This is a genomic window from Enterobacter sp. KBR-315C3_2022, from assembly GCF_041399425.1.
Lineage (GTDB): Bacteria > Pseudomonadota > Gammaproteobacteria > Enterobacterales > Enterobacteriaceae > Enterobacter.
On sequence record NZ_JBGKEB010000009.1, the window covers coordinates 33,183 to 56,791 of the forward strand.

A 23,609-nucleotide genomic window follows, 5' to 3' on the forward strand; every position below is an offset into this window, starting at 1 on the left:
GCACGCTGTTACGCCACTCACTATAGCACTTTGCGATGGCCCTCCCAATTTAAGGTATTGTGATAGCAGCAAAAGATCGGTAGTCTGAGGCTCCTTATGTTATCGGATAAAACTCTGGCGTAAGGAACCCTTCATGGAACTCTCCCCGGTTAAAACAACGCTGCGCATTGCCCTGGTCGGTGATTACAACCCCGACGTGATTGCGCATCAGGCGATCCCCCTGGCTATTGACGACGCGGCGGCCGTTCTGGAACTCACTGCCGATTACGACTGGCTTGCGACAACCGAGCTGACCAGCCCGGAAGATCTGGTGGGCTATGACGCCATCTGGCTGGTTCCGGCAAGCCCGTATAAAAACGCCGAGGCGGCATTCATCGCCGCACGCTATGCGCGCGAAAACGGCATTCCTTTCCTCGGCACCTGCGGCGGGTTCCAGCATGCACTGATTGAATACGCCCGCAACGTGCTGGGCTGGCGCGATGCCGCGCACGCGGAAACCGACAGCGAAGGAACCATGGTGATTGCGCCGCTGGCGTGCTCGCTGGTGGAGAAAACGGACGCCATTGAGCTGCGCAACAACACGCTGATCGCGAAAGCCTACGGCAGGCCGGAGATTATCGAGGGATACCACTGTAACTATGGCGTATCGCCGGAATTTGCGCAGGAGCTGGAGAGTGGCGATATGCGCGTGACGGGCTGGGACGAGCAGGGCGAGATCCGCGCGGCGGAGCTGGTGACGCACCCGTTCTTCGTCATTACCCTGTTCCAGCACGAGCGCGCCGCGCTGGACGGGCGCCCGGTGGTGCTGGTGCAGGCGATGCTGCGCGCCGCGCGCGGATAAAAAAAGGCAGACCGGGTGGTCTGCCTTTTGCTTTTTTAGCGGGGCGTGATCTCCCGATCGCGCCCGGCAAGGACTCCGCAGGCGGCCATCACGACGGCGGCCAGCGCGCAGGCCATCAGCGGAATGTGCCAGTCTCCGGCGGTATCGTGAATTTTCCCCATCAGCGGTGGCCCGCAAGCCGCCAGTAAATAGCCAATCGACTGCGCCATTCCCGACAGTGCCGCTGCCTGATGGGCCGAGCTGGCGCGCAGGCCGATAAACGTCAGGCCAAGGATCATGGTCGCGCCGGAGCCAAAGCCGAAAATCAGCGTCCAGACCACGGCCATGCCCGGCGCGAACCAGAAGCCCGCCGCGCTGACGGCGCACATCAGGGCAACCAGCCCGGCGATCCCGCGCTGATCTTTAAGACGATGCAGGAGCAGCGGTACCGCGAGGCCCGGCACCGCCGTGGCCAGCTGCAGCAGGCCGTGCATCGAGCCCGCCTGGGTTTCGCTGTAGCCGTGGCTGAGCAGGATCGCCGGAAGCCAGCCGATAATCACATAGTAGATCAGCGAGTTGATGCCGAGGAACAGCGTCACCTGCCAGGCGAGCGGCGAGCGCCAGATGGCGCGGTTGTGGAGCGTACCCGCGCCCGTGACCGTCGCGGGAGGCGTCCGGCGCCACTGCGGCAGCCAGAGCAGCAGCGCCGCCAGCGGGAAAATCATCAGCATCAGCAGCGCGCCGTGCCAGCCGGCACCGCCTAGCGCCAGGGGGACGATCAGCGCGGAGCCCAGCGCGGCGGCGGCACCCATCGTCAGGGAATAGGCTCCCGTCAGTTTAGCGACCTGGCCGGGGAAATCGCGCTTAATCAGCCCCGGAAGCAGGACGTTACCCAGCGCAATGCCGCAGCCTATCGCCGCCGTTCCCGCAAACAGCAGGCTCGCCGAGGGGAGGGAGCGAACGGCAATCCCGGCGCAAATCAGCAGCAGGGCGATAAACAGGCTGCGCTCCATCCCGATGCGGCGCGCAACGCCCGCAGCAAGGGGAGAGACAAGCGCAAACGCCAGCAGCGGCAGCGTGGTCAGCAGCCCGGTCTGCGCCGTGCTGAGGCCATAGTCCTGGCGGATGGTATCCAGCAGCGGGGCGGCACCCGTAAAGGTCACCCGCAGCGTGGTGGCAATCATCAGAATGCCTGCGATCAGCAGCGCACCCTGTTTCCCGGAAGTTCGAATATCTGTACTCATTGTTTTCTCATACGTTCAGGCGAGGCCATACGATACCGATTTTATCGCTGGTTGAAATCAGGCTAAAATGACAGTTTATCGCTAATATCGGACAACATGATGATCGGTCTTGGACTGGATGGCTACGATCCCGACAGCCAGCACGACGCGGCGGTGGCGTTTCGCGTTCGCGTGGTGGCCGAGGAGCAGCATATTCCCCTGCACCAGCACCGCAAGGGGCAGCTGATTCTGGCGCTCGGCGGGGCAATCACCTGCGAAGTTGAAAATGCGATGCTGATGGTGCCGCCGCAGTATGCGGTATGGATCCCCGGGCAGCTGCCGCACAGCAATAAGGCCACCCCCAGCGCGCAGCTCTGCTTTTTATTTATCGAGCCGGGCGTGGTCAGCCTGCCGGAGCGCTGCTGCACGCTAAAGATTTCGCCGCTGGTGCGGGAGCTGATCCTCTCCCTGGCAGAGAAAACGCGGGAGGCGCGAAACCAGCCCGCCACGTCGCGCCTGGTCAACGTGCTTTTTGACGAGCTGCCGCTGCAGCCGCAGGAGCATTTGCAGCTTCCCGTTTCGCCTCACCCTAAAATTCGCCAGATGAGCGAGACCATGGCCGAACGGCCCGCCCAGTGGCAGACGCTGGCGCAGTGGGCGCATCACTTCGCGATGAGCGAGCGCAACCTCGCGCGGCTGGTGGTTAAAGAGACGGGCCTGAGCTTTCGCCGCTGGCGGCACCAGCTCCAGCTGATTGTGGCGCTGCAGCTGCTGATAAGCGGAAAATCCGTTCAGCAGGCGGCGCAGCTTCTCGGCTATGACTCCACCACCGCGTTCATTACCATGTTCAAGAAAGGGCTAGGCCAGACGCCAGCGCGCTACGCGGCCAGCCTGGCTACGACTTCCCGATAAACAGCGACACCAGCCCGGCGGCGATCAGCGGGCCGACCGGCACGCCGCGGAACAGGGCAACGCCCAGCACCGTCCCGACCAGCAGCCCGGCAACCAGCGTGGGCTGGGAGCTCATCAGCGTGACGCCTCGGCCGCCAAGCCAGGAGACAAAAACGCCCACGGCTATCGCAATCAGCGACTTCCAGTTAACGAAGGAGTGCAGCAGCGTCGAGGCGGGCAGCGTGCCGCTGGCGATAGGCGCCATTACCCCGATGGTCAGAATGATGATCCCGATGGTCAGCCCCTGTTTTTCTATCCACGGGAAGAAGGTGTTCAGCGGCGTCACGCGCACGATGATCAGCACCAGAATAGAGATCGCGACGGTGGTGTTATGGCTGATAAAACCGAGCGCGGCCAGGGCCAGAAGAATGAGCAGAGTAGGGTCAAACATGACGGATCCTTGCCAAAAAGAGTAAGCCTGCTAACTGTACGCGCAAACGCGAAAGCAAGCAGGCTTTTATAAAAATATCCTCTATTTTTTGGGCGCTTGCCCGAACTTACCCCACCAGCTCGCTGACCAGCGGGCTGCCTTCACGGACAAATACCGGGATGGTGTCGAGGGTGGCAGGCACGCAAACGCGCGCGCCACCGGCATAGCGCTCGCCGCTCAGGGCAATCCAGCCGCTGCCGGCAGGCAGCCACACCTCGCGTTCGCGCTGGCCCGCGTGCATCACCGGCGCCACGAGCAGGTCTTCGCCAAACAGATACTGGTCTTCAACTTCCCAACTCTGTTTTTCCTGCGGGTAGTGCCAGAACAGCGGGCGCATCAGCGGGTCGCCGCGCTGATGGGCGTTTTCATACAGCGCGTCGATGTACGGGCGCAGTTTTTCACGCACGCAGAGCCAGGACTGCATGATGGCGAAGTTCGCCTCCCCATAGCTCCACAGCTCATTAGGCGAGCCGCTGTTGCACTGGGGAATGCCGTCCCGGTAGCGTTCCGGCGGCTGAATTTGCGGTTCCCGATAGCCGTGCATGCGCAGAACGGGAGTGAATACCGCCCACTGGAACCAGCGGATCAGCAGCTCGTGGAATGCCGGGTCGTTAACGTTACCGCCCTGGAAGCCGCCGATGTCGGTGGTCCACCACGGGATGCCCGCCAGCCCCATATTCAGCCCGGCCGCGAGCTGGTTACGAAACGCGTGGAACGAGGAGTGAACGTCGCCCGACCACGCCAGCACGCCGTAGCGCTGGCTTCCCGCCCACGCGCAGCGCACCAGGTTAACGATATCGGTTTCACCGTTCGCCTGCAGCCCATCGTAAAAGCCCTGGGCGAAGTCTCTCGGATAGCGGTTGCCGACCTCCAGCACCGGTCCCGCGTAGTAGCGATAGTTGTCAAAGTCATAGGCCCGGTATTCCGGCTCCGCCTCGTCCAGCCAGAACAGCTTGATGCCGAGGTCATAGTAATTTTTCTTCACGGTATCCCAGACAAACTCGCGCGCCTGCGGGTGGGTGGCGTCGAAGAAGGTAGTGTTGCCCATAAAGTCGAGATTCACCTGCACGCCGCGCTCGCTGCTGACCAGCCAGCCTTTGGCCTTCATCAGCGGATACAGCGGGCTTCGCGCCTCAACCGTCGGCCAGACGGAGACCATCAGGGCAATGTCCAGCTTGCGCAGTTCATCGACCATCGCTTTGGGATCGGGCCAGTCGATAGGATCAAAGCACCAGGTGCCCTGGTTCGGCCAGTGGAAGAAGTCGATCACCATGACCGAGAGCGGCAGGTTACGGCGGCGGTATTCGCGCGCCACTTCCAGCACCTCCTGCTGCGTGCGGTAGCGCAGTTTGCACTGCCACAATCCGCTGATAAACGCAGGTGCCCGGGGCGGCGCGCCGGTCGCCTTTACATACTGGCGGGTAATGTCGGCCACCGTCTCCCCGGCGGTGATCCAGTAGTCCATCTCGCCCGTCACCCGGGCGCGCCATTCGGTCTGGTTTTTGGCGAAGCTGGCCTTGCCAATGGCCGGGTTGTTCCACAGCAGGCCGTAGCCGAGGCTGGATTGCATAAACGGCACGCTGGCCTGGGAGTTGCGCTGCGCCAGCTCCAGCGTGCAGCCTTTGAGATCCAGCCACGGCTGCTGGTACTGGCCCATGCCGTAGATACGCTCCTCCGCGCGCGATTCAAAGCGCACCGTCAGCTGATACTTTCCGCCCGCCAGCGGCTTAAATTCGCGGCCGTCCAGCTTCAGGGCGCTCACGTATTTATCCTGGCTCTTTTCGCTGGCACCGATGCCGACCGTTGAGCGCTGCCGCCACATCTCCTCCAGCAGCAGCTCTCCGCGCGCGTTGTAAAACGCCAGCTGGCCCTTGAGGTTGAGCGTGGCGAGAATATTGCCGTTGCGCAGCGTCAGGCGTTCGGCTTCCGCCGTGACTTCAGCGGAGCAGGGCGATGCGGGCAGGAGCGCATGCAGCGCGTCGCTAAAATCCGCTGAGCAGGTTGCCCTGACGCGCAGGCTGTTCTCCCCCCAGGGTTCAATGCGCAGGATCTGACGTTCAAAACGCCACTCAATGCTGTTGGAATGTTGAATCAGCTCACTCATAGATAGCGCGTCCTTTTAAGCAGTGTGTTTGGCGAGTTGGATAGTTTTCATTGTGCTGTCGTCGAGCCTGTACCAGCGCAGCGTGGCAAACGCGCAGAGCGACAGAATGCCGGGCACGAGGGTGAACAGGGCGATGATGCAGTACATCGCGGTGGTGGTCTGTTCCGGGGCGTTCGCCACATAGCCGCTAAAGCCAAGCGTCCAGCCGACGATGGCGCCACCGATCGCCATGCCGAGCTTCAGCACGGCGAGGAAGGTGGAGAAGATTACCCCGTCCATGCGCTTGCCCTGCTTCCATTCGCCGTAGTCGGCGACATCCGCCATCATCACCCACATCAGCGTGGTGGTGGCCTGGTAGAGCGTGGAGACGATAAAGGTCATCGGCACCAGGATCAGCACCGATTTAGGGGCAAAGAACAGGCCGATGCTCAACGCGCCCGCGAGCACGGAGCAATAGCCGAACATCTGCACCTTGCTGTAGTTTTGCGTCAGCCGTTTTGCCAGCGCGCTTCCGGCGGCTTTTCCTAAAATATGCGCCCCCAGCATCCAGATAAAATAGCTGGCGCTGCCGAGATAATAGGTGACGAAATACATCATTGCGCCGAGCCGAATAACCCCAAAGCCAATATTGGTTAATACCAGCACGGCGACCACGCGCCACTGATCGTTACGCAATAAATCCCGCAGTTCAGAAAGGTAATTATTATGGGTGGGCGGAGCATTAATGCGCTCACGGGTATTTGCGAAGCAGATCCAGAACATTATCACCGCAACGGTCGCCATAATCGCCATCGCCCAGCGGTAGCCCAGCAGCTTATCGGCACCGCCGATAAACTCCGCCAGCGGCATCATGAAGAACGTCGAAAGCGCGCCGCCCAGCGTGGCGAGGAAAAAGCGGTAGGACTGCAGGGAAATACGGGCATCGTTATCAGGGGTAATCACCGCGCCCATGGAGCAATACGGGATATTAATGGCGGTGTACATCAGCATCATCAGGGTATAGCTGACGGTGGCGAAGATCATTTTACCGTGCAGGTCGAGAGATTCCGGCACCGCGTACGTCAGCAGGCAGCTTGCGCCAAAGGGCAGGGCTAGCCACAGCATCCACGGACGGAATTTCCCCCAGCGCGTGCGGGTGCGGTCGGCGATATAGCCCATGGCCGGATCGATAATGGCATCCGCCGTGCGCGCCAGCAGGAACATCGTTCCGACAAAGGCGGCAGGCAGCCCCACGACGTCGGTGTAATAAAAGGTCAGAAATATAATCACGTTATCCAGCCCGATATGGCTGGCCATATCGCCGAGCCCATAGCTGATTTTTTCTTTGCGGGTAATCTTATCGGTCATGGTAATCGCCTTGCCCGTATGAGGTTATATATGATGTGTTGTCATCATCATGTTTAACCACGACCGGCACGTTCACAATTACGAGATTTGGCAAAGGAGTTATGGAAACTCTTTTTCGTGATACCGGTAACAATTTAGGGTTAAGAATAATTATTTAGGCGCAGAGCGAGAAAAATATCCACGAATCGTTTCAGCGCCACATTATTTATTCTGTCGTGGAAATGTCATGCCGCTGTCATTATCTGGCGCTACAAAAGAGAAAAGCCTGCCGGGAGAGCAAAAATGCACGATCCTGCCTTTGTCGATATGCTCTGTATTTCAGGAACCTTTTTTACCATTGCGGCGATCCTCGTGGCATCGGTACTCTTTCTCGAGCGCCACGGCTAACCTCTCATTCTGACGCGTTCGCGTACCCGCATTACCGTATTTTTTCAAGCCCCTAAGTGGCTTCTTATTCTCCTCCGCCGTCGTTGTTCCGGACAGCCCGCCTTCGCAAAATGTTACGCCTATAACTCGTTCTGCCGGGCAGCTGCTTTCGGCGGGGCATCACTCTTTTATTCCCCGGGCTTACGAATGGAAAACGACCTCTTCAAACCTCATCCGCTGGCGCTGTCGCTGCTGGTTGCGTTGTCATGCTCGGCGTTCGCGGCAGAGACCAGCCCGGCGGCGCAGTTAAGCGATGATGATGTGATCACCGTAACGGCACCGGTGCTCTCGCCGCTGGAGGTGGTGACATCGCCGAAAACCCCGCGCCAGCCGGTGCCAGCCAGCGACGGCTCGGACTACCTGAAAACCATTCCCGGGTTTAGCCAGATCCGCAATGGCGGCAGCAACGGCGATCCGGTGTTTCGCGGCATGTTTGGATCGCGCCTGCGCCTGTTAACCAACGACAGCGAAATGCTCGGCGCCTGCCCGTCGCGCATGGACGCGCCCAGCTCCTATATCGCTCCGGAGAGCTACGACCTGCTGACGGTCACTAAAGGACCGGAAACGGTACTCTGGGGGCCGGGGAACTCCGCGGGGACGGTACGCTTCGAGCGCGAACCGCCGCGCTTTGATAAAGCCGGAATCAAAGGTGATGCCAGCTTCCTGACGGCCTCTAACGATCGCTTCGACGAGAACGCTGACGTCAGCTTTGGCAATGAAGATGGCTACGTGCGCCTGAACGGCAACAGCTCAAAGGCGGGCGATTACAAAGACGGTAACGGCGATCGCGTGGCCTCGAAGTGGGACAAATGGAATACCGATATGGCCATCGGCTGGACGCCGGATGCCGACACGCTGCTGGAGCTGACCGCCGGACAGGGCGATGGTGACGCCAGCTACGCCGGGCGCGGCATGGACGGCTCGCAGTTTAAGCGCGAGAGCCTGGGGCTGCGCTTTAAGAAAGAGAATATCGGCGAGGTGTTCGACTCGCTGGATATGAGCGTTTACTACAATTACGCCAACCATATCATGGACAACTACTCCATGCGGTCTTCGTCGGATATGTCTTCCGGCTCCATGGGCGGCATGCCGACGGGGTCGATGGATATGTCGATGCCGATGGACAAGCAGGTCGATCGCCGCACGGTCGGCGGCAGAATGATGGGCACCTGGCTGTGGTCAGACTTCCAGCTGCAAAGCGGCGTAGATATGCAGACCAACACCCACCGCAGCAACGAAGAGGATGAGGACGCAGGCTGGCAGGAGGATGCCCGCTTCCACGATTACGGCACGTTTGGCGAGCTGACCTGGAGCGCAACCGACCTGAGCAAAGTCATCGGCGGCGCGCGTCTGGACAAGGTGGAGGTGGATAATTATTCCGGCGTGGGCAGCAGCAGTAGAAATGACATCCTGCCCGCGGGGTTCCTGCGCGTTGAGCATAACCTCGGCTCCGCGCCTGCGATGGTCTACGCCGGGTTAGGCTATACCGAACGCTTCCCGGACTATTGGGAGCTTTTCTCTCCGACCTACGGTCCGGACGGCACGTCCGACGTTTTCGACACCCTCAAGCCGGAAAAAACAACGCAGCTCGATATTGGCGCGCAGTACAAAGGGGAGCGCGCCACCGGCTGGATCTCGGCCTACGTGGGCCGCATCAACGACTATATCCTCTTCCTGTACGATCCTGACGACAGCCACGTCAGCCAGGCGGATAACGTTGATGCCACCATTATGGGCGGCGAAATGGGCGCGTCCTATCAGCTCAGCGACCAGTGGAAGACCGACGCCACGCTGAACTACTCGTGGGGGGAAAATACCGACGATAGCCAGCCGCTGCCGCAGATGCCGCCGCTGGAAGCGCGCCTGGGCCTGACGTGGGAGAAGGGCGACCTTAGCTCAACGGGGCTGTTGCGCATGGTCAGCCCTCAGCACCGGGTGACGATGAACGAAGGCAACGTGGTGGGGAAAGACTTTGACCAGAGCGCGGGCTTTGCCATCGTCTCCGCCAACGCGGCCTATAAGGTGAACAAGAACCTCAAGCTGAGCAGCGGCGTCGATAACCTGTTCGATAAAAGCTACAGCGAGCACCTTAACCTGGCGGGGAACAGCAGCTTTGGCTACTCTTCCGACACGCCGGTTAACGAGCCAGGCCGCACCTTCTGGGCGAAAATGAACGTCACCTTCTGAGGCCGTCCGTCCCGGGCTACGGGCGGCGAAACGCCACCAGCTCGGGACGGGCAATGCGCAGGTAGTCCTGGGTATCCATAATCACCGATTTTTCCAGCAGGCCAGCGTTGAAGGCGATCTCGTCCACGCGTTCAAACAGCAGCGGATCGGCGACCAGCGTAAGGTCCGGGTGGAAGCTAAACGGCGGAATGGCGCCAAACACGCAGGCGGTGAGGGCGTCCACCTCCGCCGGGCTGGCGAGGGAGGCCTTAAGGCCGCCAAAGTGACCGGCAAGCAGGCTTAAATCAGCCTGCTGATCGGCTGCCAGGATCGCCAGAACGTGCTTCTTCACGCCGTTCCCCTTCACCTTACACACCAGCGCCTTCGCACCCTGCTTCAGCTCGGTGCCGCGAATTTCGCTCACCGCTTCGCATTTGCCTACCGGCTCATGCTCCACCACGCGAAAGCGCGCGCCCTGCGCGGTGAGTAACGCAATAAGCTGCTGGTGGGTGGTTTTTCCCATGGTTTCTTCAGACATCGTGAATTCCCTGTTAAACGCCAATACGCAACTGTCTACAGTATCACAGAGGGTGTTGCTGGTGGGATAGAGTAAAAACAGCCAGCGGGTCCGCTGGCTGTGGGGTCAGGCATTGCTGGTGGCGGACTGCTTGTGGAACAGCTCCCGGAACACCGGATAGATATCGTCCTGATCGCGGATGTGCTGCATCGCAAAATTATCAAACATCGACTGCAGGTGCTCATATTCGCGCCACAGCGTCTGGTGGGCGCGGCGGGTAATTTCGATGTAGCTGTAGTAACGCACCACCGGCAAAATTTTCTTCGCCAGGATGTCGTGACACAGCGGCGAGTCGTCCGCCCAGTTATCGCCATCGGAGGCCTGCGCGGCGTAGATGTTCCACTGCGCCGGGTCGTAGCGCTCTTTTACCACCTCGTCCATCAGCTTCAGCGCGCTGGAGACGATGGTCCCCCCGGTTTCCTGCGAATAGAAGAACTCATGCTCATCGACCTCTTTCGCCTGGGTGTGGTGGCGGATATAGACCACCTCCACGTTCTTATACGTTCTGCTCAGGAACAGATAGAGCAGGATATAGAAACGCTTCGCCATATCTTTGGTGGCCTGATCCATTGAGCCCGATACGTCCATCAGGCAGAACATCACGGCCTGGCTGGACGGTTCCGGGCGTTTTTCGTAGTTCTTGTAGCGCAGGTCGAAGGTATCGATAAACGGCACGCGGTCGATTTTTGCACGTAGTTCCGCAATCTCCTTACGCAGGCGCTCCTCTTCCAGCAGCTGCGCCGGCTCGGTGTTTTCGACCACCTTCAGGCTGGTCTCCAGCGCGTGCAGCTCACGCCGCTTGCCAGCGGTCATTGCGGTGCGCCGCGCCAGCGAATTTTGCAACGAACGCACCACGCTGATATTGGCGGGCACGCCGTTAGCGGTATACCCCGCGCGGTGCGTTTTGTACTCGTTTAGCTGACGGTGCTGATTCTTTTTCAGATTGGGCAGCGCCAGATCCTCAAACAGCAGGTCGAGATATTCATCTTTCGAAATCTGAAACACAAATTCGTCCTGCCCCTCGCCGTCCTGGCTGGCCTGACCCTGGCCGCTTCCCGAACCGCCGCCTCCGCCCTGCGGACGCTCGATGCGGTCGTTCTGAACAAAGTGATCGTTACCTGGGTGTACGCGATGGCGCAGGCCGCCACGCCCCTGATGAAACATCGGTTCGCTGATGTCATCGGTAGGGATGGAGACGGATTCGCCGCTGTCGACGTCGGTCACCGAGCGTTTGTTGATGGCCTCGGAGATCGACTGTTTAATTTGCGATTTGTAACGGCGCAGGAAGCGCTGGCGGTTCACCGTGCTCTTGTTTTTGCCGTTAAGACGCCGATCAATAAACCAGGTCATAGTTCCCCCGTACTGCATTTGCCAACTTGCAGCGTCCGTAGGTGCCGGACATTTTGTTGGCCCGGTAAGCGCGAGCGCCACCGGGCACTTGTTTTAAGACGATTTACGCACGCGCAGGTACCACTCGCAGAGCAGGCGAACCTGCTTGCGGGTATAGCCTTTCTCCATCATGCGGTCGACAAAGTCGTCGTGTTTTTTCTGCTCGTCGGTTGAGGTTTTGGCGTTAAACGAAATGACCGGCAGCAACTCCTCGGTATTGGAGAACATTTTCTTCTCGATAACCGTGCGCAGTTTTTCGTAGCTGGTCCAGTTCGGATTGCGTCCGTTGTTGTGCGCTCTGGCGCGCAGCACGAAGTTGACGATTTCGTTACGGAAGTCTTTCGGGTTGCTGATCCCGGCAGGCTTCTCGATTTTCTCCAGTTCGGCATTCAGCGACTCGCGGTCAAACAGCTGGCCGGTGTCCGGATCGCGATATTCCTGATCCTGGATCCAGAAGTCGGCGTAGGTGACGTAGCGGTCGAAAATGTTCTGCCCGTACTCGGAGTAAGATTCCAGATAGGCGGTCTGGATCTCTTTGCCGATGAATTCGGCGTATTTCGGGATCAGATAGCCTTTGAGGAACTCAAGGTAGCGCTCGGCCAGCTCCTGCGGGAACTGCTCGCGCTCAATCTGCTGCTCCAGAACGTAGAACAGATGCACCGGGTTGGCCGCTACTTCCGCATGGTCGAAATTAAACACGCGGGAGAGGATCTTAAACGCGAAGCGGGTGGACAGGCCGTTCATCCCTTCATCCACGCCCGCGTAGTCGCGGTACTCCTGGTAAGACTTCGCTTTCGGATCGGTATCTTTCAGGCTCTCGCCGTCGTACACGCGCATTTTGGAATAGATGCTGGAGTTTTCCGGCTCTTTCAGGCGCGACAGGATAGAGAAGCGGGAGAGCGTTTCCAGCGTGCCGGGGGCGCAAGGCGCGTGCACCAGCTCGCTGTGGTTAAGCAGCTTTTCGTAAATTTTGATTTCTTCGGAGATCCGCAGGCAGTAAGGCACCTTGACGATGTATACGCGGTCGAGGAACGCCTCGTTGTTTTTGTTATTGCGGAACGTGACCCATTCGGATTCGTTCGAGTGGGCGAGGATAATCCCGTTAAACGGCAGGGCAGAGATACCTTCCGTCCCGTTATAGTTGCCTTCCTGGGTCGCGGTCAGCAGCGGATGCAGCACCTTGATCGGCGCTTTAAACATCTCGACAAATTCCATGATCCCCTGGTTGGCCCGGCACAGCGCGCCGGAGTAGCCGTAGGCGTCCGGATCGTTTTGCGCGTGGTGTTCCAGCTTGCGGATATCGACCTTGCCGACCAGCGCCGAAATATCCTGGTTGTTCTCATCGCCCGGTTCGGTTTTGGCGATGGCAATCTGCTCCAGAATCGACGGCCACACTTTGACGACGCGGAACTTGGTGATATCGCCGCCAAACTCGTGCAGGCGTTTTGCCGCCCACGGCGACATGATGGTGCCGAGGTAGCGGTGCGGAATTCCAAACTCTTTATCCAGAATTTGCGCATCTTCCTGCGGATTAAACAGGCACAGCGGATGGTCGTTCACCGGGCTGCGCTCGCCGTTGGCGCTCAGCACGTAAATCGGCACGCGCTGCATCAGCGCCTTCAGGCGTTCTGCGAGGGACGACTTACCGCCGCCCACCGGACCGAGTAAATAGAGGATCTGTTTCTTCTCTTCCAGGCCCTGAGCGGCATGCTTCAGGTAGGAGACAATCTGCTCAATGGCATCTTCCATGCCGTAGAACTCTTCAAACGCGGGGTATCGGGCAACCACCCGATTCGAAAAGAGACGGGAAAGCCGCGGCTCAAGGGCAGTATCGACCATGTTTGGCTCACCGATAGCCATCAATAGCCGTTCTGCCGCGTTGGCATAGGCACTGCGATCTTGCCGACAAATGGTAAGAAACTCCTGCAGTGTGAACTCTTCGTCCTTGGCAGCTTCGTAGCGCTGGCGATAGTGATCGAATATATTCATGGCATGCCGTCCTTTCGTTTTTTAGCACAGGATAAGAGCCGTTCGTATGAGTAGTGGAGGCTCCCGGAAGAGAATGTCTCGCACCTCACTGCCAGAGCAGCAACCTGTGTGCCAGGTCGGACGCTAAGAACCGCAGGGCGTTCAGCAAAATCTCTTCTCAAATTAAAGCGTAGATGGCATTTGCAAAACTTGCATGCGGGGAAAATCTAATTTCAATGACATATCAATAACTCATCCTAAAAATCCCGCTGTCGTTATAAGGCTTACGCGCGTTTTTCATTTATCAGTCACATATATGAAAACGGGCTGTCATCTGAAAAGTAAAAAATATCGGATTTATCAAATGCATTAGCGGGCAAAAAGTTTTGGGATGTTCACGATTGGCGGTTACACTTCACCCGCTGATTATTTGACTACAGGAAAGAATGGATTGTGACCAAACTCAAACTTCTGGCATTGGGCGTTCTCGCCGCCACCGCAGTAACCACCGCACATGCGGAGAGTCAGTGGACAGTAGGTGCGGGGGTTGGCGTAATCAACAGCCCGTACAAACAGTACGATCGCGACGTCTATCCGGTTCCGGTTGTCACCTATGACAGTGATAACTTCTGGTTCCACGGTCTGGGCGGCGGCTACTATCTGTGGAACGACAAGGCTGACAAGCTCTCCATTATGGCGTACTACGACCCGACGCACTTTAAGCCGGGCGACAGCGACAGCAACTCCCTGCGTCAGCTCGACAAACGCAGAAGTTCGCTGATGGCGGGCCTTTCTTACGTGCATAACACGGAGTATGGCTTCCTGCGCACCGCGCTGGCGGGCGATACGCTGGACAACAGCAACGGCTTTATCTGGGATCTGGCCTGGCTCTATCGTTACACCAACGGCGCGCTGACGCTGACTCCGGGTATCGGCGTGCAGTACAGCAGTGAAAACTACAACGACTACTACTATGGCGTGTCAAAAAATGAGTCTCGCCGCAGCGGTCTGAACAGCTACAGCGCCGATGACGGCTGGGATCCGTACCTGGAACTGACCGCCAGCTATAACTTCCTGACCGACTGGAGCGTGTACGGCACTGGCCGCTACGTGCGCCTGAGCGATGAAGTGAAAGATAGCCCGATGGTCGACAAGTCCTGGTCCGGCATCTTCTCTGTGGGTGTGACCTACAAGTTCTGATGATGCAGTAGAACAGTGCAGTATTTGCATCAAAACGGGGCGCTCGCGCCCCGTTTGCTTTATGTCAGCGCATGCGCTTAACGCTTAACCAGCTTAATCGTCTGCCCTAAACGAGACGGTTTTTCTTCGCTCGCTTTCTGCGGGCTGCTCACGCAGGCGGTTTCCACACAGACAAAGGTTTTGTATCCATCATCCGGCACGTCGGCCATGCTGACGGACAGCGCCGGGCCCGGGTTCCAGCCAACCACATCGCTATGGTGATGGTGAACAACCTCGATGCTGCGGTTCAGCTTGCCGTCATGAATTACGCTGCACGCTTCCGGATGGAAGTAGACGCGGTCGGTGCGATCAGGGAAGGTCTGCACGCCGTCGCTCAGCTTGCCTTCTTTGGCGTTATCCACTTTGTCGATAAAGCTATCGCCGAGGCCGCTCACCTTCACCGCGCCGATATCGCCCACGTTGAAATAGGTGTGCAGGGCTGCGGTGGTTTCAAACTCGCCGTGCGCTTCCAGCTCGATTTCACAGGTTTTACCCAGCTTGAAGCGGGCATAGAGCGTGAAGTCGTGCGGCCAGAGCGCGCGCGTTTCCTCATTGGCCTGAAGCTCGAAGGTCAACACCGCGCCGTTCTCATCGTCGTTATGCGCTTTCAGCGTCCACTGCTGGTTGCGGGCAAAACCGTGCGACGGTAATCCCTGCTGCGCTGAAGGGCCAAACCACGGCCAGCAGATCGGCACGCCGCCGCGAATGGCTGCACCTTTTTTGAAGGACGTTGCGCTGCTGAGCCACAGCGCCTCTTCTTCGCCTTCCGGTTTCCAGGAGAGCAGGTGAGCGCCGTTCAGCGCCACGGAAGCCTTCACGCGAGGGTGGTCAACGACGATAACGTCAGCGCCGTCAATCTGGCGGCGGGAGAGCACAGGGGTAAGTTGTTCGACTACCGGAAGTGCAAAAATTTTATTATTCATTCAGCAATCCTCTGTCTTTAAGCAATAAAAAAGGCGACCGAAGTCGCCTTTTTGGATCAGATTCTCATCTCAACTTATTTGGAGATGTGAGCGATCAGGTCCAGTACTTTGTTAGAGTAGCCGGTTTCGTTGTCGTACCAGGAAACCAGTTTAACGAAGTTGTCGTTCAGTGCGATACCAGCTTTAGCATCGAACACGGAAGTGCACACTTCGCCGTTGAAGTCGGTAGACACAACGTCGTCTTCGGTGTAGCCCAGAACGCCTTTCATTGCGCCTTCGGAAGCAGCTTTGATTGCTTTCTTAATTTCTTCATAAGAAGCAGCTTTTTCCAGACGAACGGTCAGGTCAACTACGGAAACGTTTGGAGTTGGAACGCGGAACGCCATACCAGTCAGTTTACCGTTCAGCTCTGGCAGTACAACGCCTACAGCTTTAGCAGCTCCGGTAGAAGATGGGATGATGTTCTGAGCTGCGCCACGGCCGCCGCGCCAGTCTTTGTGAGACGGGCCATCAACGGTTTTCTGAGTAGCGGTAGTTGCGTGAACGGTGGTCATCAGGCCTTCAACGATACCGAAGTTGTCGTTGATAACTTTAGCCAGTGGTGCCAGGCAGTTGGTGGTGCAGGATGCGTTGGAAACGATGTCCTGGCCAGCATATTTTTCGAAGTTAGCACCACGAACGAACATTGGGGTGTTGTCTTTGGAAGGACCCGTCAGAACAACTTTTTTCGCGCCAGCGGTGATGTGTTTACGCGCGGTTTCGTCGGTCAGGAAGATACCGGTTGCTTCAGCAACAACGTCAACACCGATTTCGTTCCATTTCAGGTTAGCTGGGTCTTTCTCAGCAGTAACGCGGATGGTTTTACCGTTAACAACCAGGTGGCCGTCTTTCACTTCAACGGTGCCGTCGAAACGACCGTGAGTTGAGTCGTACTTCAGCATGTACGCCATGTATTCAGCGTCCAGGAGATCGTTGATACCAACGATTTCGATGTCAGAACGTTTCTGAGCAGCACGGAAAACAATACGGCCGATACGGCCAAAACCGTTGATACCTACTTTGATAGTCATATATTCCACCAGCTATTTGTTAGTGAATAAAAGGTTGCCTGTAAAATTACAAAAACCTTACGCAGCGTCAAGCGGAATCGTGTCAATCATTGCGACAAATCAATCCTGTGACTAACGTTTGTGCGACTGACTCGCCTCACTTTCCCTTTGAGCTAGCAACCACATGGGGGCTGCGGGCGGGATTTTAAAGGCCTCACAGGATAAAAACGTGAAAAAGATCACAATTGCCTGACCGCCTTTTCGCGACACATAAGTTTAGAACAAAAGTGCACGCGCTGGTGTTAATGTTTTGTTAGAATCAGGGTTAAAAGATGTCTGTTTCTACAGCGAGATGTAAGCATATGTCGAACCAACGTAATCCCGATGATTTGAAAAAAAACCTAACAGAAATGCAGTTTTACGTGACGCAAAACCACGGGACTGAGCCGCCGTTTACCGGGCGTTTGCTGCACAACAAGCGTGACGGCGTCTATCACTGCCTGGTGTGCGATGCGCCGCTGTTTAACTCGCAAACTAAGTACGATTCTGGCTGCGGCTGGCCGAGCTTTTATGAGCCGGTTAGCGATGACGCGATCCGCTATCTGACCGACTCGTCGCACGGTATGGTGCGCACCGAAATTCGCTGCGGAAACTGTGACGCGCATCTCGGCCACGTTTTCCCGGACGGCCCACAGCCGACGGGCGAGCGCTTCTGCGTCAACTCCGCCTCAATGAGCTTCACCGATGAAGAAAATGGCGACCAAACCAAAGGCTGAAAAATCGATTCAGCAAATTATTCCTTGGAAAGGGAGAGATCATGAATATTGATGCCATGATTAGCGCCATGACGCCCGAGGTTTATGAGCGTCTGGTGACGGCGGTTGAGCTAGGAAAATGGCCGGATGGCGTGGCCCTGACGTCAGAACAAAAAGAGAACAGCCTGCAGCTGGTGATGCTCTGGCAGGCGCGTCACAATACCGACGCGCAGCACATGACGATCGACACTCAGGGGCAGATGGTGATGAAGAGCAAGCGCGAGCTCAAAGAGGATTTTGGCATCGCGCCAAAGCCGATCGCGACGTTCAAATAATGCTCTCCATGTAGGCCGGGTAAGCGTTAGCGCCACCCGGCACAATACGCGTTAGTGCTTGATGCCTAACGACTCCGCCAGCTGCTTCGCGAGCTGATTATTGTCGTCCGCGCCGTACTCCCAGAACATCGCGCCCGCCAGGCCTTTCTGCTTGATATAGTCCGCTTTGAGCGCCACCGAGCGCGGGTTTTCATACGAGATTGCAAACAGCTCTTTGCCTTCGGCGGATTTCACCGACAGCCACGGCACCTTCGCCTGCTCGTCCCAGTGCTCGGTAAAGCGCTTCTGCGGATCGTTGAGCAGCTTTTTCACAATATCGTTGTACTTCACGTAGGTGTCCTTGGTCAGATCATAGCCGAGCGACTTGAACAGCGTAATCTCCTGTGGGCCAAAGTAGGGCTGCGTGACCGGATTTTTTTGCGCGTCCGGCTTGCTCCAGTCGATGCCCGGCTCCACGGAACGCTTCGGCACGCGGCCATAGAAGCCAATGCCGAGGTTCATCTGCTGCGGCTTCAGTCCGGTGGCGAGATAGTTATTGACGACAAAATCAACGCTGTATTTATCCGCGGCAGCCACCGTCGGCCACGCGCTGGAGTCGTACAGATTGGCGTTGAAGTACTGCGTGCCGTACGCCATGTCGTAGGTCATCAGGTTGATGTAGTCGAGAAGCGGGGCGATGGCCTTCACGTCGACCCAGCTTTTCGGACTTTCCGCATTCGCGCCGACCGCGATGGTCACCAGTTTTTTCTTCCCGAACGCGTCGCGCATCTCTTTCAGCAGGGCGGTAAAGTTATCCCGGTCGGCCGGCGTGCTGGCGACCAGCCCCCACGCGCCGTTAACCGGGAACTCCCAGTCCAGATCGATCCCGTCCAGGCCGTATTTTTCGACAATCTCTTGCGCGGAGCGGATAAACACCGCGCGCGTCTCTTTCGTCGCCGCCGCACCGGAGAAACCGCGCGCTCCCCAGCCGCCTACGGAAAGCAGCACCTTCAGATTGGGGTTTTGTTTGCGCAGAACGGGAATTAGCGCCAGGTCAGACGCCACTTTGGGCGATAGCCAGATTTGGTGCAGCTTCGCCGGATCTTTCAGCGCGGCGTTGGTTTCGTCTTTCTCGTCGTTATAAACGAGGCCAAACGAGTAGTTGAGATGGGTGATTTGGCGCACGTCGAGCGTGTTGATGTCGCCGCCCGGTCCGGCGGTAACATCGCCGCCGCCGTTGAAGTAGCCGACGGACATCAGAGAGCTGGCAGACGCAACCGACGCGCACAGCAAGGGTAAAGCTGCCAGCAAGGGCAAACGTTTCATAGGTGTTCCTCTTTGACTAAACAAAATAACCACGCCACAGAAAAGGCGTGGCGAAAAAACAGCCTGAAAAGAATAGCATCGCCGCTTCGCTTGAGATGCGAGGGAGTTCACTTTATGGGGATTAGGGGGAATTGCCGGGTGGCGGCTGCGATTCGATTTTGTAGGCCGGGTAAGCGTCAGCGCCACCCGGCTTAAAAGACTACGCCTGCGTCTCCAGCCAGTCGGCCAGCGTATACAGCGTCGCGCCTTCTGCGGCCATATCCATAAACGCCTGCGCGCTGTCCTGCGGCTTAATGTTTACCCCGCGGCAGCCGTCGGTAATCACGCTGACGGTGTAGCTAAGCTGCAATGCGTCCAGCACGGTGAACTTCACGCAGTAGTCCGTCGCAAGGCCCATCACGATAAGCTCGGTGATTTCATGGTGGCGCAGCCACGCGTCCAGCGCCGTTTTCTGCCGGTGCCCGTTATCAAAAAACGCGCTGTAGCTGTCGATAGCCGGGTTTTCCCCCTTATGGAAGACCGCGTCGATGGCTTTCTGATTCAGGAGCGGATGCAGCTCCGCGCCTTCCGTCTGCTGCACGCAGTGATCGGGCCAGAAGGTTTGCGCCAGCCCGTCCAGCTCTCCCTGGGTATAGGGCTCAACGCCGTGCTGGCTGGCAAAGCTGCCGTGGTTGGCGGGGTGCCAGTCCTGGCTTGCGACCACCGCTTCGCCGCGGGTTTTGCACCAGTCGATAAGCGTATTCGCGACGTCAACGGTGCTATCGCCTTGTGCGACGGCCAGCGCGCCGCCCGCGCAGAAATCATTTTGCAAATCGACCAGTAACAGGGCGCGTTGCTTCATGGAGCCTCCTTATTCGTCCGGGGTCAGTTCGCCGCGCAGGTTTTGCATCATGGCGCTGCGGATGGACTGAACGTCCAGATCCTGACTCAGTAAATAGTGAAGTTTAGTCAGCGTCGCTTCAACGGTCATATCAAAACCGCCGATCACGCCCGCGTGCGCCAGCGCGTTACCGGTCGCGTAGCCGCCCATGTTGACCTTGCCGGACATGCACTGGGTCAAATTGACCACCACAATCCCACGCTTGCCCGCTTCCTGGAGCTCCTTCAGGAACTCGCCGTTCTGCGGCGCGTTGCCCACGCCGTAGGAGCGCAGGATCAGCGCTTTCACCGGCTGGCGCAGGAAGTTGCGCACCACGTCGGCGGAAATGCCGGGGTAAATCGTGACCACGCCAATCGGCTGCGGCGTGATCGGGTGAACGATCAGCTCGCCCGCGGTATGCGGCGCAGGAGGCGTGCCGAGGCGGCGAATGTGGATGCCCGCCTCCAGCAGCGGCGGCAGGTTCGGTGAGGCAAACGCGTCGAATCCGTCGGCGTGCGCTTTGGTGGTGCGGTTGCCGCGGTACAGGCGGTTGTTGAAGAACAGCGACACTTCGTTGATCGGATAATTGGCCGCCACGTACAGGGAGTTCAGCAGGTTAATCTGCCCGTCGGAGCGCAGCTCGGCGAGCGGGATCTGCGACCCGGTCACGATCACGGGCTTGCTCAGGTTCTCCAGCATGAAGGAGAGCGCCGAGGCGGTAAACGCCATGGTGTCGGTGCCGTGAAGAATAACGAAGCCGTCGTAGCGGTCGTAATTCGCCTTGATGTCATCCGCGATATGCTGCCAGTCTTCCGGCGTCATATCGGAGGAGTCCATCAGCGGCTCATACTCATGGATGGTAAAATCCGGCATTTCCGGGCGATGAAACTCCGGCATCAGCGCCAGCTGGCGCTGCAGGTGGCCCGAGACGGGGATATAGCCATTTTCCGAACGCTGCATACCAATAGTACCGCCGGTATACGCCACGTAGATTGATTTCTTCTGCATGATAGTGAGTTCTTGTGCTTCAAAGAAAAAATCCCCTCTTCGCGGGAAGAGGGGACGGGGTTAACGCACGTTAGCGCAGGTCAGGCAAAATGCGTAACGACTCTGCGGATCGTTGAAGGCGGCAAGCTTATCGCCTTCAGCCTTCATGGCTTTTGCCGCGGTGGCAACCGGGGCCGGCAGGTAAGCCTGCAGGGCCTCCGGCAGCGCCGCGCGAACGGAGCCGGACATGCTGTCCATTACCATATCGAAGAAGCTCGGCTCGTCCTGATAGTAATCGACGTGCCACTGCTTCAGCTTCGCCAGCTCGGCCGCTTTCTTCACCGCGTCGTCGAAGTCGCCGAGGCTGTCCACCAGGCCGTTGCTTTTCGCATCCTGACCTGTCCAGACGTGGCCCTGCGCAATCTGGTCGATTTGCTCAGGCGTTTTCTTACGGGAGTCCGCCACCAGGGTGATGAAGCGCTTATAGCCGTTTTCAATGCTGAGCTGCATCATCTCCGACACTTCCGGCGGCAGGGACTTCGTCACCGAGACGTCCGCCAGCGGGGAGGTCGCCACGCCGTCGGTATGCACGCCGAGGTAATCCAGGCTGTTTTCCACGGTGTTGATCACGCCGAAGATGCCAATCGAGCCGGTCAGCGTGCTTGGGCTCGCCACGATGTAGTTCGCCGGCGTAGAGATCCAGTAGCCGCCCGAGGCCGCCATGCCGCCCATCGATACCACCACCGGCTTGCCTGCGGCGCGCGCGGCCGCCAGCTCGGCGCGGATCACCTCAGAGGCGCTGACGCTGCCGCCAGGGCTGTTAACGCGCAGAACGATGGCTTTCACTTTCGGATCGAGGCGCGCGTCGCGGATTTGCGATGCGGTGGTATCTCCGCCCACGTTCCCCGGCGTTTCCTCACCGTCCATGATCGCGCCGTTGGCAAAGACCACGGCGATGCTGTCACCGCTGTCGGCAGGTTTTTTCGCCGCGTAGTCATACATGCTGACCGCGCTGTAGTTTTTGTCTTCTTTGCTCCAGCCAAACTGCTTGCTCAGCGATTTTTCGATATCCGCGCTGGTGCCCAGCGCGTCCACCAGCTTGCTGTCGAGGGCATACTTCGCGGTGTCACCATCGACCTTGCGCAGGCCGTCCAGCACGGCGCGCGCGCCGGGGAAGGCTTGCTCGGCGGTGATCTGGCGGTTAGCCGCAACGGTGTTCAGGTAGTTTTGCCACAGCTCGCCGATCCAGCGGCTGTCCGCCTCGCGCGCGGCGGGGGACATATCGTCACGGATGAACGGCTCAACGGCGGATTTGTAGGTCCCTACGCGGAAGACGTGGGTGGTCACCTTCAGCTTGTCGAGCAGGGATTTATAGTACAGGCCGTTGGTCGCAAAGCCGTGCAGATCGACGGTGCCCTGCGGAGAGAGCCAGATCTTATTGGCAAAGCTCGCCAGATAGTATTGCCCCTGGCTGTAGCTGTCGCCCACGGCAATCACCGGCTTGCCGCTGTCGCGGAACTCGCGCAGCGCTTTACCAACGTACTGCATGGACGGCTGATCGCCACCGGCGAAATCCTTCAGATCCAGCACGATCCCGGTAATGTTGCGATCGTCTTTCGCCTGGCGAATGGTGTCGACGATGTCAAACAGGGAGTTTTCCTGCAGGCGATCGGAAGTTGCGCCAAACAGCTGGCGGCCAATGACGCCGAGACGATTGCTGGCAGACGGCTTATCAACGATAACGCCCGTGATATCCAGCAGCAGCGCGCCGCGCGTTGAGTTTTTCGACTGGGTCGCGCTGCTGATGTGCATCCACACCCCAACGCAGACCAGCAGCAGCGCGATGAAAAAGATATTCATCACCAGATTGCGGGCGAAGTTGAGCAGTCGCCATGTCCATTTAAAGAAACCGGCAAAGATTCGCCAAAGGGTTCGCATGTATTCTCCCTAACCAGAAAGTGACCGTGTCCGCCGCCATGGGACGGGTTTGTGAGGCTATCGTAATGACCCAACCGCCACTTGTCAGCAGGAATCGCCTGCTGCGCTGTAACAAATTCTGCTCTCGTGTTAATTTTGTGAATAAATTTCAAGACAGGAGTTAACCAATGGACGCACTCGAACTGCTTGTTAACCGCCGCAGCGCTTCACGTCTCGCTGAGCCAGCCCCGGCAGGCGAACAGCTGGAGAACATTCTGCGCGCGGGCCTGCGCGCGCCGGACCACGGCACGCTTCAGCCGTGGCACTTCTTCATTATTGAAGGTGAAGGCCGCGAGCGCTTCAGCGCCCTGCTGGAAAAAGGCGCGGTGGCAGCCGGGCAGGATGAGAAGGGCATCGAGAAAGCGCGCAGCGGCCCGTTCCGCGCGCCGATGATCATCGTCGCGGTAGCGAAATGCCAGGCCGGGCACAAGGTTCCCGTCTGGGAACAGGAGATGTCCGCCGGGTGCGCGGTGATGGCAATGCAGATGGCGGCCCTCGCGCAGGGCTTCAACGGCATCTGGCGCACCGGCCCGCTCACCGAAAGCCAGACCGTGCGGGAAGGTTTATCCTGCGGCGAGCACGATAAAATCGTCGGCTTCCTCTATCTTGGCACTCCGCAGCTTAAAGCCTCCAGCACCATTAGCGTGCCAGATACCTCACCTTTCGTCAGCCGCTTCTGATAACCCGCGCTAAACTGTCTGGATTCTGAGCATCTGCCGCAGAATTCAGACAGTCATACTTACCTCTTTATGGAATGAGCGCTACCATAGCGCGATTGC

General features: G+C 58.2%; 21 protein-coding genes. 8 read left to right on the forward strand and 13 right to left on the reverse strand.

The genetic code is table 11. The annotated features are described in order from the left end of the window. Positions 1-133 precede the first annotated feature (133 nt). Positions 134-841, forward strand: coding sequence for a CTP synthase (locus tag AB8804_RS11425; protein WP_371186113.1), 708 nt, complete (start codon positions 134-136; stop codon positions 839-841). A 35-nt stretch (positions 842-876) separates the two neighbouring features. Here the strand turns inward: AB8804_RS11425 and AB8804_RS11430 are convergent, their stop codons facing one another. Continuing rightward, positions 877-2,064, reverse strand: coding sequence for a CynX/NimT family MFS transporter (locus AB8804_RS11430; protein ID WP_371186115.1), 1,188 nt, complete (start codon positions 2,062-2,064; stop codon positions 877-879). Positions 2,065-2,163: 99 nt separating this feature from the next. On the opposite strand from AB8804_RS11430, the gene AB8804_RS11435 reads away from it, so the two are divergent. Then, a complete protein-coding gene (locus AB8804_RS11435; RefSeq protein ID WP_371186431.1) occupies positions 2,164-2,955 on the forward strand; it encodes a helix-turn-helix transcriptional regulator in 792 nt (263 codons plus the stop codon). On the opposite strand, the gene AB8804_RS11440 is transcribed toward AB8804_RS11435, so the two are convergent. The 3 genes from AB8804_RS11440 to AB8804_RS11450 form a co-directional block, all read right to left on the reverse strand. Continuing rightward, positions 2,939-3,385 carry a DUF441 domain-containing protein gene (locus AB8804_RS11440; RefSeq protein ID WP_371186117.1) on the reverse strand — a complete coding sequence of 149 codons (447 nt, stop codon included), beginning with the start codon at positions 3,383-3,385 and terminating at the stop codon, positions 2,939-2,941. The genes AB8804_RS11435 and AB8804_RS11440 overlap by 17 nt on opposite strands. Positions 3,386-3,491: 106 nt before the next feature. After that, positions 3,492-5,528, reverse strand: coding sequence for a TIM-barrel domain-containing protein (locus AB8804_RS11445; protein ID WP_371186119.1), 2,037 nt, complete (start codon positions 5,526-5,528; stop codon positions 3,492-3,494). A gap of 15 nt (positions 5,529-5,543) precedes the next feature. After that, complete coding sequence (locus AB8804_RS11450; RefSeq protein ID WP_371186121.1) at positions 5,544-6,875, reverse strand: glycoside-pentoside-hexuronide (GPH):cation symporter; 1,332 nt, start codon at positions 6,873-6,875, stop codon at positions 5,544-5,546. 282 nt (positions 6,876-7,157) lie between these two features. Between AB8804_RS11450 and yoaI the strand changes: the two genes are divergently transcribed. Beyond that, complete coding sequence (gene yoaI / locus AB8804_RS11455; protein WP_371186124.1) at positions 7,158-7,262, forward strand: small membrane protein YoaI; 105 nt, start codon at positions 7,158-7,160, stop codon at positions 7,260-7,262. Positions 7,263-7,448: 186 nt separating this feature from the next. Then, positions 7,449-9,488, forward strand: coding sequence for a TonB-dependent copper receptor (locus AB8804_RS11460; protein ID WP_371186126.1), 2,040 nt, complete (start codon positions 7,449-7,451; stop codon positions 9,486-9,488). Between the two features lie 16 nt (positions 9,489-9,504). Here AB8804_RS11460 and AB8804_RS11465 read toward each other — a convergent pair whose 3' ends face one another. The 3 genes from AB8804_RS11465 to yeaG form a co-directional block, all read right to left on the reverse strand. Beyond that, a complete protein-coding gene (locus tag AB8804_RS11465) occupies positions 9,505-10,005 on the reverse strand; it encodes a YbaK/prolyl-tRNA synthetase associated domain-containing protein (protein WP_371186128.1) in 501 nt (166 codons plus the stop codon). Positions 10,006-10,110: 105 nt separating this feature from the next. Beyond that, positions 10,111-11,394: a YeaH/YhbH family protein gene (locus AB8804_RS11470; RefSeq protein WP_371186130.1), complete on the reverse strand. Its 1,284-nt coding sequence runs from the start codon at positions 11,392-11,394 to the stop codon at positions 10,111-10,113. Between the two features lie 93 nt (positions 11,395-11,487). Next, complete coding sequence (gene yeaG, locus AB8804_RS11475; protein WP_112009406.1) at positions 11,488-13,422, reverse strand: protein kinase YeaG; 1,935 nt, start codon at positions 13,420-13,422, stop codon at positions 11,488-11,490. Positions 13,423-13,854: 432 nt separating this feature from the next. Between yeaG and AB8804_RS11480 the strand changes: the two genes are divergently transcribed. Next, on the forward strand, positions 13,855-14,601 hold the full coding sequence (locus tag AB8804_RS11480; protein ID WP_371186133.1) for a MipA/OmpV family protein: 747 nt from the start codon (positions 13,855-13,857) through the stop codon (positions 14,599-14,601). A 77-nt stretch (positions 14,602-14,678) separates the two neighbouring features. On the opposite strand, the gene AB8804_RS11485 is transcribed toward AB8804_RS11480, so the two are convergent. Both AB8804_RS11485 and gapA read right to left on the reverse strand, forming a co-directional pair. Then, positions 14,679-15,563 carry a D-hexose-6-phosphate mutarotase gene (locus AB8804_RS11485; protein WP_371186135.1) on the reverse strand — a complete coding sequence of 295 codons (885 nt, stop codon included), beginning with the start codon at positions 15,561-15,563 and terminating at the stop codon, positions 14,679-14,681. A 74-nt stretch (positions 15,564-15,637) separates the two neighbouring features. Beyond that, the gene (gene gapA / locus AB8804_RS11490; RefSeq protein ID WP_010430074.1) at positions 15,638-16,633 is read right to left on the reverse strand and encodes a glyceraldehyde-3-phosphate dehydrogenase; all 996 of its coding nucleotides are present in this window, start codon (positions 16,631-16,633) and stop codon (positions 15,638-15,640) included. 341 nt (positions 16,634-16,974) lie between these two features. Between gapA and msrB the strand changes: the two genes are divergently transcribed. Together msrB and AB8804_RS11500 are read left to right on the forward strand one after the other, a co-directional pair. Then, complete coding sequence (gene msrB / locus AB8804_RS11495) at positions 16,975-17,388, forward strand: peptide-methionine (R)-S-oxide reductase MsrB (RefSeq protein WP_371186137.1); 414 nt, start codon at positions 16,975-16,977, stop codon at positions 17,386-17,388. 41 nt (positions 17,389-17,429) lie between these two features. After that, positions 17,430-17,702 (forward strand): YeaC family protein, encoded by a 273-nt coding sequence (locus AB8804_RS11500; protein ID WP_371186139.1) that lies wholly within the window; start codon positions 17,430-17,432, stop codon positions 17,700-17,702. A gap of 51 nt (positions 17,703-17,753) precedes the next feature. Here AB8804_RS11500 and AB8804_RS11505 read toward each other — a convergent pair whose 3' ends face one another. From AB8804_RS11505 to sppA, 4 genes are all read right to left on the reverse strand, one after another. Then, on the reverse strand, positions 17,754-19,007 hold the full coding sequence (locus AB8804_RS11505) for a glycoside hydrolase family 18 protein (RefSeq protein WP_371186141.1): 1,254 nt from the start codon (positions 19,005-19,007) through the stop codon (positions 17,754-17,756). Positions 19,008-19,206: 199 nt separating this feature from the next. After that, positions 19,207-19,848: a bifunctional nicotinamidase/pyrazinamidase gene (gene pncA, locus AB8804_RS11510; RefSeq protein ID WP_371186143.1), complete on the reverse strand. Its 642-nt coding sequence runs from the start codon at positions 19,846-19,848 to the stop codon at positions 19,207-19,209. 9 nt (positions 19,849-19,857) lie between these two features. Continuing rightward, positions 19,858-20,874 (reverse strand): asparaginase, encoded by a 1,017-nt coding sequence (gene ansA, locus AB8804_RS11515; RefSeq protein ID WP_371186145.1) that lies wholly within the window; start codon positions 20,872-20,874, stop codon positions 19,858-19,860. Positions 20,875-20,934: 60 nt separating this feature from the next. Next, positions 20,935-22,791 (reverse strand): signal peptide peptidase SppA, encoded by a 1,857-nt coding sequence (gene sppA, locus AB8804_RS11520; RefSeq protein ID WP_371186147.1) that lies wholly within the window; start codon positions 22,789-22,791, stop codon positions 20,935-20,937. A 167-nt stretch (positions 22,792-22,958) separates the two neighbouring features. On the opposite strand from sppA, the gene AB8804_RS11525 reads away from it, so the two are divergent. Then, positions 22,959-23,510: an NAD(P)H nitroreductase gene (locus AB8804_RS11525; protein ID WP_371186149.1), complete on the forward strand. Its 552-nt coding sequence runs from the start codon at positions 22,959-22,961 to the stop codon at positions 23,508-23,510. Positions 23,511-23,609 lie beyond the last annotated feature (99 nt).

Bases quoted from the DNA above. Each gene is read 5' to 3' on its own strand.
- AB8804_RS11425 (WP_371186113.1), top strand. From the start codon at position 134: ATGGAACTCTCCCCGGTTAAAACAACGCTGCGCATTGCCCTGGTCGGT.
- AB8804_RS11430 (WP_371186115.1), bottom strand. From the start codon at position 2,064: ATGAGTACAGATATTCGAACTTCCGGGAAACAGGGTGCGCTGCTGATC.
- AB8804_RS11435 (WP_371186431.1), top strand. From the start codon at position 2,164: ATGATCGGTCTTGGACTGGATGGCTACGATCCCGACAGCCAGCACGAC.
- AB8804_RS11440 (WP_371186117.1), bottom strand. From the start codon at position 3,385: ATGTTTGACCCTACTCTGCTCATTCTTCTGGCCCTGGCCGCGCTCGGT.
- AB8804_RS11445 (WP_371186119.1), bottom strand. From the start codon at position 5,528: ATGAGTGAGCTGATTCAACATTCCAACAGCATTGAGTGGCGTTTTGAA.
- AB8804_RS11450 (WP_371186121.1), bottom strand. From the start codon at position 6,875: ATGACCGATAAGATTACCCGCAAAGAAAAAATCAGCTATGGGCTCGGC.
- yoaI (WP_371186124.1), top strand. From the start codon at position 7,158: ATGCACGATCCTGCCTTTGTCGATATGCTCTGTATTTCAGGAACCTTT.
- AB8804_RS11460 (WP_371186126.1), top strand. From the start codon at position 7,449: ATGGAAAACGACCTCTTCAAACCTCATCCGCTGGCGCTGTCGCTGCTG.
- AB8804_RS11465 (WP_371186128.1), bottom strand. From the start codon at position 10,005: ATGTCTGAAGAAACCATGGGAAAAACCACCCACCAGCAGCTTATTGCG.
- AB8804_RS11470 (WP_371186130.1), bottom strand. From the start codon at position 11,394: ATGACCTGGTTTATTGATCGGCGTCTTAACGGCAAAAACAAGAGCACG.
- yeaG (WP_112009406.1), bottom strand. From the start codon at position 13,422: ATGAATATATTCGATCACTATCGCCAGCGCTACGAAGCTGCCAAGGAC.
- AB8804_RS11485 (WP_371186135.1), bottom strand. From the start codon at position 15,563: ATGAATAATAAAATTTTTGCACTTCCGGTAGTCGAACAACTTACCCCT.
- gapA (WP_010430074.1), bottom strand. From the start codon at position 16,633: ATGACTATCAAAGTAGGTATCAACGGTTTTGGCCGTATCGGCCGTATT.
- msrB (WP_371186137.1), top strand. From the start codon at position 16,975: ATGTCGAACCAACGTAATCCCGATGATTTGAAAAAAAACCTAACAGAA.
- AB8804_RS11500 (WP_371186139.1), top strand. From the start codon at position 17,430: ATGAATATTGATGCCATGATTAGCGCCATGACGCCCGAGGTTTATGAG.
- AB8804_RS11505 (WP_371186141.1), bottom strand. From the start codon at position 19,007: ATGAAACGTTTGCCCTTGCTGGCAGCTTTACCCTTGCTGTGCGCGTCG.
- pncA (WP_371186143.1), bottom strand. From the start codon at position 19,848: ATGAAGCAACGCGCCCTGTTACTGGTCGATTTGCAAAATGATTTCTGC.
- ansA (WP_371186145.1), bottom strand. From the start codon at position 20,874: ATGCAGAAGAAATCAATCTACGTGGCGTATACCGGCGGTACTATTGGT.
- sppA (WP_371186147.1), bottom strand. From the start codon at position 22,791: ATGCGAACCCTTTGGCGAATCTTTGCCGGTTTCTTTAAATGGACATGG.
- AB8804_RS11525 (WP_371186149.1), top strand. From the start codon at position 22,959: ATGGACGCACTCGAACTGCTTGTTAACCGCCGCAGCGCTTCACGTCTC.